Origin of the sequence: Nostoc spongiaeforme FACHB-130 (assembly GCF_014698475.1) — a bacterium.
Taxonomy (GTDB): domain Bacteria; phylum Cyanobacteriota; class Cyanobacteriia; order Cyanobacteriales; family Nostocaceae; genus Nostoc_B; species Nostoc_B spongiaeforme.
This window is the reverse complement of the sequence record NZ_JACJTB010000020.1, coordinates 98,073-108,166: the sequence shown is the minus strand read 5'-3', so window position 1 is coordinate 108,166 and position 10,094 is coordinate 98,073. Positions and strand designations below refer to the sequence as shown.

At 39.3% G+C, this 10,094-nt stretch carries 9 protein-coding genes; 2 read left to right on the top strand and 7 right to left on the bottom strand.

Annotated elements, in window-relative coordinates; genetic code table 11:
- Positions 1-155: 155 nt before the first annotated feature.
- The 7 genes from H6G74_RS16245 to H6G74_RS16215 all read right to left on the bottom strand — a co-directional run bounded on the left by H6G74_RS16245 (position 156) and on the right by H6G74_RS16215 (position 7,891).
- Entirely contained in the window at positions 156-2,042 is a 1,887-nt protein-coding gene (locus H6G74_RS16245) for an ABC transporter ATP-binding protein (protein ID WP_190968649.1), read from the bottom strand.
- A gap of 166 nt (positions 2,043-2,208) precedes the next feature.
- A complete protein-coding gene (locus tag H6G74_RS16240; protein WP_190968648.1) occupies positions 2,209-3,060 on the bottom strand; it encodes an S-layer homology domain-containing protein in 852 nt (283 codons plus the stop codon).
- A gap of 107 nt (positions 3,061-3,167) precedes the next feature.
- Positions 3,168-3,320, bottom strand: a complete 153-nt coding sequence (locus H6G74_RS16235; protein WP_190968647.1) for a hypothetical protein — start codon at positions 3,318-3,320, stop codon at positions 3,168-3,170.
- Between the two features lie 11 nt (positions 3,321-3,331).
- The gene (locus tag H6G74_RS16230; RefSeq protein WP_190968646.1) at positions 3,332-3,880 is read right to left on the bottom strand and encodes a single-stranded DNA-binding protein; all 549 of its coding nucleotides are present in this window, start codon (positions 3,878-3,880) and stop codon (positions 3,332-3,334) included.
- A 364-nt stretch (positions 3,881-4,244) separates the two neighbouring features.
- Positions 4,245-4,442, bottom strand: coding sequence for a hypothetical protein (locus H6G74_RS16225; protein ID WP_190968645.1), 198 nt, complete (start codon positions 4,440-4,442; stop codon positions 4,245-4,247).
- A 741-nt stretch (positions 4,443-5,183) separates the two neighbouring features.
- Entirely contained in the window at positions 5,184-5,540 is a 357-nt protein-coding gene (locus H6G74_RS16220) for a hypothetical protein (RefSeq protein ID WP_190968644.1), read from the bottom strand.
- 335 nt (positions 5,541-5,875) lie between these two features.
- The gene (locus H6G74_RS16215; RefSeq protein WP_190968643.1) at positions 5,876-7,891 is read right to left on the bottom strand and encodes a serine/threonine-protein kinase; all 2,016 of its coding nucleotides are present in this window, start codon (positions 7,889-7,891) and stop codon (positions 5,876-5,878) included.
- A gap of 343 nt (positions 7,892-8,234) precedes the next feature.
- Here H6G74_RS16215 and H6G74_RS16210 point away from each other — a divergent pair, with 343 nt between their 5' ends.
- Positions 8,235-9,506, top strand: coding sequence for a PPC domain-containing protein (locus H6G74_RS16210; protein WP_190968642.1), 1,272 nt, complete (start codon positions 8,235-8,237; stop codon positions 9,504-9,506).
- 90 nt (positions 9,507-9,596) lie between these two features.
- On the top strand, positions 9,597-10,094 hold the full coding sequence (locus H6G74_RS16205; protein WP_190968641.1) for a hypothetical protein: 498 nt from the start codon (positions 9,597-9,599) through the stop codon (positions 10,092-10,094).

The window sequence follows — 10,094 nt, the reverse complement described above, 5'->3', positions numbered from 1 at the left end:
CAGCATGACTGGCTCACTTTGGAATGTATGTTTTTTTCTCTTGTTTCTTTTTTCTTTACTTCCTCTGCTTCATTTTTTGCTCCCGATCGCTTGACTTTTAAGACAGTCGCTACACCTAGAATCATGGCTTACAGTTTGCCTAGTAATTGATAACATTACATAGTTCCCACTTGCCGGCTGCGTATTCGTTCTGGGCTACCTGTAGGAATGGAAGCAATTAATTTTTGTGTATATGCTTGTTTTGGTTCGCGGTAGATGCTTTCGGCTGTGCCTTGTTCGACAATTTGACCGCGATTCATGACTAAAATGCGATCGCTCATAAATTTCACTACACTCAAATCATGGGAAATAAAGATATAAGTCAGTTGAAATTCATCTTGCAATTCTTTCAACAAATTCAATACTTGCGCTTGTACCGATACATCTAGCGCCGAAACTGATTCATCACAAATAATAAATCTGGGATTTAAAGCCAAAGAACGGGCAATACAAATCCGTTGACGCTGACCACCGGAAAATTGATGGGGATAGCGATTCATCGCATCTGGACTCAAACCCACCCTTTCTAATAATTCTGCAACTCTGTCACGCCGTTGTTTTACTGTTTTACCCACAGCGTGAATTAACAACGGTTCCATAATTGCGTCGCCAACTTTTATCCGGGGGTCAAGGGCGCTAAAGGGGTTTTGAAAGACAATTTGCATTTCCCGCCGGAGTCTCTGCAATGCTTCACCCTTCAACTTGGTGATATTCTGCCCGTCAAAAATAATATCACCGCTTATCGGTTCAATTAATCGCAATAAAGTCCGACCGAGAGTCGTTTTCCCGCAACCAGACTCACCCACTAACCCTAAAGTTTCCCCTGGTTTGACATCAAAAGAAACATCATTAACCGCCATGTTGTAGCGTTTTGTTCCACCAAACACACCCCGCACCGGGAAACCAACTTTCAAATTGCGGATTTGCAATAAAGGCGGTTTTTCTTCCAGATTTATCAAGCGAGTATTAATTTCTTCGGGTGTGATTTCTGGCGGCTGTGGTGGTTCTTTCGCCTGAATTAATAAATCTCCGTTGGCTGTTTCCTCCACACTCATATAATCTGCAACCGTCAGTAGTTTATGAGGACGACGGTTAAGTGTGGGGCGACATGCAACTAATCCCTTAGTATATGGATGTTGGGGATGACTAAAAATATCTGCGGCTGCACCATATTCCACAATTTTACCTTTGTACATCACCGCGACTTTATCGGCAATTTCCGAGATTAATCCCAAGTCGTGGGTGATGAAAATCAACGCCATCTCGCGGGTTTGTTGCAATTCTCCCAACAAATCAATAATTGTGGCTTGCACCGTCACATCTAAGGCTGTGGTTGGTTCATCTGCAATTAACAGCAATGGGTTACAAGAAATGGCCATTGCAATCATCACCCGTTGCAACTGTCCGCCGGAAAGTTGATGTGGATAACGGTCTAAGATGGCTTCTTTGTGCTGTTTTACCAACTGCGCCAGTTTGTAATCATCTGGTGTGGGTGAATGGGGGTTGGTTTGCGGCCAAGTTTCGAGATATTGTTGTTTGATGAGTTCATCGCTAGGTAAGAGTTTAACTTCTTGCAAACCTGCGATCGCAATTTGCCTAGCTTCAGCGATCGAAACATTTTGATGGCGCATAATCGCTTCCGTTAGCTGAAACCCAATCGTATAAACTGGATTCAGCGAACTCATCGGTTCTTGGAAAATCATCGCCAAGTCGCCGCCACGGTGTAGCTGCATTTGTTCCGGCGGTAACTCCACCAAATTAATCGGCTTGGCTTCTGGCTGCTGACGAAACCAAATTTCCCCACCACTGACTCTACCGGGAGTTTGTAACAACCCCATAACAGCCAGTGAAGTTACAGATTTGCCACTTCCCGATTCTCCTACAATTCCTAGAGTTTCCCCCCGATGTAGTTCAAAAGAAATTCCATCTACAGCTTTGAGACTGTTGTCATCACTGGAAAATTCAACTTGGAGATTGCGAACCTCTAGGACTGTTTCACTCATAGGAGTTATGGATACAGAAAATTATTTGGATTTTAGCAGTAGTTTAGATACTATGTCTGCAATTTTAATTTTTGGCATTACTAAATCACGGTATGATTTTTGTAGTTTAGGCATCTTGCCTGTCTAAAAATACAAGAGATGGGCAAGATGTCCATCCTCAAAAACCTTATCTGTTTCCTCTTTTTAAAGCCTGCTCTACTGTTCCACCCTTACGGAAGCGAGACAAAAGTAAAGCTGCTTCTGCTCTTGTCACGGCTTTTTGGGGTGCATAAATGGGGGTACGTCCATAAACTCTTGTAAAGTTGCCAATCCCAGCAGCATTACCTAAATCAAAAGCAATGTAAGGCAGATACCTATCATTGATTTGTTCAGCATCACTGAAGCCTCTATTGTTACTAATGAAGTTGCGGTAGTTACGCAATGCAGAAGAATTATTTCTCACTTTAGGATTAGACTCTAAGGTAGTTTTGAGAACAATCATTTGCTCTCTTGTCAAAATGTCATCTGGTTTAAAGTTACCATCATCAAACCCAGCGAGAAAACCAGCATTGTGAGCAGCTTGAATAAAGGTAAAGTGGGGATGAGAGGAAGATACATCAGGAAAAGCTAAACGGTTGTTCTGAGATAGACGAATTGAATCTCGATGTAACTTATTATAGGTTTTGACTAGCCAGGCAACGAACTGACCACGAGTAACAGGTGCTTGGGGTCGAAATTCCCCTGATGTGGTTTCTAAAACTCCCAGTTGTGCTAATTGTCTAATTTCTGTTTCGCCGTTGACACCACTAATATCTGTAAAATTAATTGACTTTAACTGATTAATTGGAATTTCCGCAATTAACAATGGGTTAAGCTGTTTTTGTTGACAATTTGTGACCTGACTAAGACTATTTGTAGTTTGAATGCAATTTCCGGGTTTTGGGGACTGTGCTAAAGAAGAATCATGAATTAACTGCACACTCAAAGATATAGCAGTAAAGCCAACAGCATTGACTATAGTTTGAATATGAAAACACATTGTAACATTACCTCCACTTATATTATTTAAAAGTATAAAAAATAGCTAAGTAATATTGGATATGGTCAGCAAGTTTATACTTTTGCCTATGTTCTGATCAATATGTTTTACTTAGCGAAAATATGCAGTTTGTTCCAGAAGCCAACTGAAAGAACTACCAGAAGCGATCGCATCCTTGCTTCAGCAACAAAAATCACTCCCGCCTCGGAATCAATACCAAGGCGGGAGATGGTTTCCAGATGAAAATTTTCAACACTCATCGAACTCACGTTTAAAACGGAATATCATCTGGATCTGGTTCTTCTGTAGGTGGCGTATAGCTGCGCTCAAAATTGCTTGGTTGATATACTGGTTCAGGGTTTTTGACTGGCGGCGCAACACTCACATTACTGGTAGCAGGCGCAGGCGCGGGACGGGGTGAATCATAACTGGGAACCTCAGCTTGAGTATATGTTGCGGCTGAAGTTGCTGGTTGTGAGTAGGTTTCTGGGACTGATGAAGTAGTAACGAAACCTTTACCTACAGGATGAATACGTTGTACTGTCAGTTCGGCACGTTTTTCTTTAAAACCTTCAGGACGACGCTCAAATGTAATCATCCCTAAACGACCTTCTATAATAACGCGATCGCCTTGATGATAATTTTGCTGTACTTCGGTAGCTAAATTTCCCCAACTGACAACTTTTAATGTTGCTGGCGGATCTTCCGGGCGCTGGGAATTAGAAAACTGTACTAGCATTTCTGTAACTGCCAAATTATCTGCTGTGTAGCGTAATTGTGGCTCTTGAATAATATCTGCCATTAAAATGCAACTGTTCATTGAATCCTCCTAATCTCAATAATTCCTAATTCGTAATTATGAATTAATTTATAAACTTCCTATTGTGCGTTATTTCTAGCATAAAAGCCAAGCGATGGCATTGCACACTAGTCATAAAACTACTGGCCACCTTCGCTTGACTAAAACGAGCATTGATTTCTGCATGAGTAGTATAATTGTACCACTAAGCGAGAAAAAATACTATTATGTTGACACAGAGCATCTAGATTAGGATATTTACTGCGTAAAAACCTATAACTTTGTGCCGCACATAACCAACAACTACTTAATTACCAAGAATGTAAAGCACGCAACTGTGGTGTTTTCTTCGTTTGATGAGCTTCCATTCTGGTTAGCACATCGTCTAAAATTGCCACTGCTTCGACAATATAAGGCTACTATCAATAAAAGCTGGTCTTTGGATGCGCGATCGCCAGCGACTAAAAATTTCTTGTCCTTCTTCATATACTGATTGCCGTAATTCTCGCAACGTAGTCAATAATATTTGCGGATTTGATAACTCTAATGCTGAATCTTCTGTTGGGAATTCAGTCAATAACATAAAGTTTCTTTTTCCTGTATGTATTGTGTAGGGTGCCGATAGGAAAGACGAGGAGTAATTGTCAAAATACTACCAGTTATGTCAGCTAAAACATGGTAAATAAATTTACTCCTCATTCAGCTTCATACGCATACTTATAGGAGGATAATTTGAGGATTTTGTGAGGATGGAGTCTTAACAAGACTCATATCATGTCCGGTAAAAGACTTATCATAAAAACCGCAGAGAATAGTAGGTTGGATGTAGCGATAGCGTAACCCAACATTCACGCATACTCTGTTGGGTTTCGTTCCTCCACCCAACCTACACCAGAATTGCTTTTTAGTCTTAACTGAACTGTATTGAATTCTGTACGACTGGATGATGAATATTGTTTTAAAACCTTGCCCCTTGCGATGCACAAGGAAATTCAAGTATTCTTCCGACTAAAACTCCATCCCTACCCTACGGGAACACTTCGTGAACATGGGTGGAGTATTCTGAATTCTGAATTCTGAAGTCTGTCTTCTGACTCCTTTTTATTGCAGTAGCCAAGGTAAGCTGTTAAACATTTATTCTGCACATTGAGACCGCAAGGGTGCAGGGTGCAAGGGAGAGGGTTTGGAGCTTTATTTACCATTAAACATAATGCAATTTAAATGACGATTAGCTTACTTAGGAAATCAACCTGTCACTTGTCAATGTAATTTGTATAGGAAATCACAATTGTGATTTCCTATACAACCACTTTCTATTTCTTTTTTAATTACCTAAATCTACCTGTAGTTCTAACCCATTATTACCATCTGTAGACTGAGCTGCGGGTAGTAAAAAAATCGAGTTATCAGGAAGTGCGATCGCTCGATTAAAACGCAGTCCATCCGCCGGTGATTTCTTTGTTTGAGTATTGTTGGAGATGCGGTTTATTTCTCCTCCTTCAAAGAATTTCATGAAGTCATCTTCGGCTGTTCTTGTCCCAATTCCTTCTAAATAATCACTAGTTACTTTGTAGTTTTCTTGGCTGACATTGGGAGCCGCTAATGACTGAGCGCGAACCGGGTTTTCTAAGCTGACAATGGCTGCAAAAAAGGTTAAAGCAGCAATGATTTGAGCTTTCATAAGTTTTATCCCAATTCTTTTGTTGTGCTTGCTGTTATTATTTCAGCAAATAATTTTCGTAACTTTTGCTATTAGATATAATCTACATCTGCCAGTATTTTATTTAATAGATAAATTTTCTGTCAATACTTTCGATGATTTACTTACAAAATACAATTTATATGTAATAAGAATTATAATTATTGTTTTTGATATTTAATAAATATTAAGATTGGATTCGCTAAATTAAGTTTATTAAGAGCAAATTTAGGGCGGTGGGGAATAGAGAGTAGTAAATATTAAGCGGAAATCGTAAATAGTTAATTGAGAATCTAGAGACGCGAAATCTCGCGTCTCTAGGGTGATATCGGCCAAATTTTGATAATATTTTCTGCACTACCGCCACTAGCGATCGCTTGACCATCTGCACTAATCGCCACAGAATATATATAACCAGAATCACGTTTTAAGGTGCGAATTTCTGCACCATTCGCCGGATTCCACAATTTAATTGTATTATCACTACTACCACTGGCAAGTATAGTACCGTTGCCAGTCTTACCATAAGCCACAGAATTGACTTTATCAGAATGTTGTTTGAGCGTGCGAATTGTCTCGCCTGTTGTCACATCCCAAAGTTTCACTGTTTTATCTTTACTACCACTAGCCAAAGTTTTACCATCAGGGCTGAAGGCTAAAGACAGAATTAATTGTGTATGTCCTTCCAAAGTGCGAATTTGTTTACCAGTTGCCACATTCCAGAGTTTAATAGTTTTGTCCCAACTACCACTAGCTAAAGTTTTGCCATCGGGACTCAAGGCGATGGTTGCAACAGTTTGGCTGTGTCCTGAAAAAGTGCGAATTAACTTACCTGTTGCCAGATCCCATAATTTAATAGTCTGATCTAAGCTTGCACTGGCTAAGGTTTGACTATTAGGACTAAAAGCAACAGCCGCTACGCCATCAGTATGTCCTGTGAGAGTGCGAATTTCTTCGGCTGTAGCCAGATTCCAGAGTTTAATTGTTTTATCGGCACTACCACTAGCGAGAATTTTACCATCAGGATGAAAGGCGATCGCCCAAATCCATTTCAAGTGTCCTTTGAGGGTGGAAATTTCCGTTCCCGTCGCTAGATTCCACAGTTTGATTGTTTGATCATCACTACCACTCGCTAAAATTTGACCATTAGGCGCAAAAGCAACAGAATTAACATCACTCGCGTGTCCTCTAAAAGTTTTGGGTTGGTCTAGATTTTCTGAGACTGCGGTAGTATCAAGCTTAGGGAGAAACTGAAAATACCAAATTCCGCCTAATCCCAACAGTATCACGACAACATTGACGAGCAATAATTTTTGCCAGTTATCATTGAATTTGAACGCCAATAACTTCTGTTGGCTTCCCGGAACCGTGAGTAAAGTTGATGCAGATGCGAATGAACTAGTTGATGTTGGAGATGCTAAGGATTGTTTTTTCAAATCTTCCAAGACTTGATCTGCTGCTTGATAACGTTGTTTGATATCTGTAGTCAGCAGTTTATCCAAAACTTTCCCTAATTTTGAGCTTATAGTTATCCTAGTTGTATTTGCATTTGGTAGATATCGTCGCCAAGATTTCACCCAACTATAGCCTTGCTGCATCCACAATTTTGACGGTGCATTTCCCGTCAACAAATGAAAGCAAGTCACCCCCAAACTATATAAATCACTGGCTGGATAAGCTTGACCATCTTGCATTTGTTCAATGGGAGTATAACCATGTGAACCAATGGTTGTGCCTAATTTAGTATGAACTGTGGCTGTTAACTGCTTGGATGCACCAAAATCAATTAAGATTAATTTGCCATCACTGCGACGACGAATAATATTTTGTGGTTTAATATCTCGATGAATTACGCCGCGATCGTGAATGAATTTCAGTACAGGCAATAAATCGAGCAGAAATCGCATAACTTGAGTTTCGTTATAAGTGATTCCTTGACGTAATTCCTGGAGTAAATTCTGTCCATCAATAAACTGTTGAACTAAAAATAAATAATTATCTTGCTCAAAATAAGCTAATAAAGCTGGTATTTGGGGGTGTTCTCCCAAATGCTGTAATCTTTTTGCTTCTTCTTGAAATAATGAAATTGCTTTCTTAATAGCAGCAGCTTCCTGAACTTTGGGTGCGAATTGTTTAACTACACACCATTCATTCAGTTTATCTACATCTTCCGCAAGATAGGTTCTGCCAAATCCACCTTCATCTGATAGTACTTTAATGACACGATAATGCCCTCGCAATAATCTTACTAATGGTGTATTGCAACTTTGACAATACTGATTTTCATCGGAATTTAACGGTTCAGGGCAATCGGGATTCAAGCAGCAGACCATACTGGGAATCCATTTTATATTTGTATCTATGTTAGTTGATGACGTATAATTTTGCTATGAAGTTGCAGGGAAACTTCTAGCAATTAAATAATTAATATACACTGATAACAGTAGTTATAAATTTACAATCCTCGATTTTTTTTGTTTATTGGTAGTATGATAACTACTGTTGATAATTTGTATTGTCTCAATTGTATGTTCTCTATTAATGACCAAGACAGTGCTGAGTATTAGCTGAAACACATAAAATTTTAATTATTTTTTAATTCCTGATTATTCATTTCAAAACGTATCTATCTACGGGCAGAGATAATTTAATAAAAATCAAAAAGAGGAGTGCAAGATGGCAGGACAAAACAATCAAAAATACCGTAAGAGGATGAATTTGACTTTATTGATTTTTGCTAGTAGTGTAGCGATCGCTAGTCATATCCTACCAATCTCTGCTTTAGAACTCCCTACACTTTCTCGACAATTCCAACTTGCTAAAACACCCGATGAACGACAGCCAGAAGCAGTACAACAAGGTATTGAACAAATTCCGGCGGCGGAACCCCCTGTAACACCACAGCGTACTCAATCTATTGATTCACCTCTACCAGTAAGTGTCCCACCACCAGAAAGTAATTCAACTCTGCAACCAGCACCCACTAATTCTACTCCCGAAGCATCTCCACCAGAAAGTAATCCAACTCCACAAACGGCACCTGTAAGGTCAAATCCCAGAGAAACTAATTCCCCTCCCAGAAACAGTAACCCCACACCGCAACCAGCACCTGTAAGGTCAAATCCCAGAGAAACTAATTCCACACCGCAACCATCACAAAATCGGTCTGTATCACCAACTCCAGGTAGAAGACAAACACCAAACACTAACTCAGGGAGAAGTAGAAACTCTAGGGGCGTAGCTGCGGCTAATTCTCGAACACCTAATTATAGAAACATCAACTTTGTTGATATTGCCTTTGGTATTCTGGATAAAAGAGATTTTCAATCGCAAGGTAGACCATATCATTTCTATCAATTTGAGGGTAGAGAAAACCAACTAGTTCAAATTCGCCTCTTGGGTAGTGCAGATCAAAGGCGTTCTAACAACTTAAGTTTACGTCCTTATATGTTTCTCCTCGACCCCAATAATAACGTCATCCTCAAACGAGGCGGTGGTGAAACAGAAAGGGATGCTTTTATTTTTGCACGCTTACCTGTAGCGGGTATATATACAATTGCTGTGACTAGCCAAAACCCTGGAGATACAGGCCGTTATAGTCTGGCGATTCGAGATGATCGAGCCAGCTACATTTTAGACGAAACAGGAGAATTGAGTCAGCAAAACTTAGTCCTGAAACAAAATGGGACTCCCTACAATGTGAAAGAATTTCAAGGTAAAAAAAATCAATTGGTTAGTATTCGTGTAGATAGTGTCAATGAAGAGTTTTCGCCTTATATCGTTTTACTCAATTCTCAAGGACAAAGAATTGCGGCTAATAGCGATCGCGATGGTAAATATAGCACCCTCATTGACCGAGCGAGATTACCTGAAGATGGTACTTATTATATAGTTGTCACCTCTAGTAATCCTAGCCAACGCGGTAATTACCGATTAACTTTATTTTAAAATCGGTTACAAATTAATCAAGGTTGACAATACCTCTGAATAAGGGGATATTGTCAACCTTGATTAACCATAAAATAAGATTAAAAAAATATGCGATCGCAACATGAAACCAACCTTTTTGCGACCTTAGTTGAAGATTACAAAATTGCAGGAGAATATCTTTTAGAAAAGTCCAGTTCGGTAATTACTAAAACTAGTCTTAAGGATATTACTTGGGAAAATCTGCGGATAAAAGAAACAGAAATATATGGTATGAAAATTTCAGGGTTTCCTGATCTCAAAAAAGAGACTTTTGATAATTGGATATCGATTAACAGTCAACCTTCCTTATTAAGTTCATTGATTAATAATCCCAAAGTTAATCTACTGTCTAGCGCAGAGTATGACAACCTTTTCAATCAATATGACCATAGATGGTCTATGTTCTATACATTCACTCTTCCAGGCTTTTCGGATGATTTTTCTCAAGCGTTAATTCAGATGACTGCTTTTTGTCCTATAACACCACAATATGGCAATTTGCTATACATGGAAAGAAGTGGCAATAAATGGGAAACTAAATTATCTTATGGGCTATTTAGTCAATAA

Bases quoted from the DNA above. Each gene is read 5' to 3' on its own strand.
- H6G74_RS16240 (WP_190968648.1), bottom strand. From the start codon at position 3,060: ATGTGTTTTCATATTCAAACTATAGTCAATGCTGTTGGCTTTACTGCT.
- H6G74_RS16215 (WP_190968643.1), bottom strand. From the start codon at position 7,891: ATGGTCTGCTGCTTGAATCCCGATTGCCCTGAACCGTTAAATTCCGAT.
- H6G74_RS16225 (WP_190968645.1), bottom strand. From the start codon at position 4,442: ATGTTATTGACTGAATTCCCAACAGAAGATTCAGCATTAGAGTTATCA.
- H6G74_RS16245 (WP_190968649.1), bottom strand. From the start codon at position 2,042: ATGAGTGAAACAGTCCTAGAGGTTCGCAATCTCCAAGTTGAATTTTCC.
- H6G74_RS16230 (WP_190968646.1), bottom strand. From the start codon at position 3,880: ATGAACAGTTGCATTTTAATGGCAGATATTATTCAAGAGCCACAATTA.
- H6G74_RS16235 (WP_190968647.1), bottom strand. From the start codon at position 3,320: ATGAGTGTTGAAAATTTTCATCTGGAAACCATCTCCCGCCTTGGTATT.
- H6G74_RS16205 (WP_190968641.1), top strand. From the start codon at position 9,597: ATGCGATCGCAACATGAAACCAACCTTTTTGCGACCTTAGTTGAAGAT.
- H6G74_RS16220 (WP_190968644.1), bottom strand. From the start codon at position 5,540: ATGAAAGCTCAAATCATTGCTGCTTTAACCTTTTTTGCAGCCATTGTC.
- H6G74_RS16210 (WP_190968642.1), top strand. From the start codon at position 8,235: ATGGCAGGACAAAACAATCAAAAATACCGTAAGAGGATGAATTTGACT.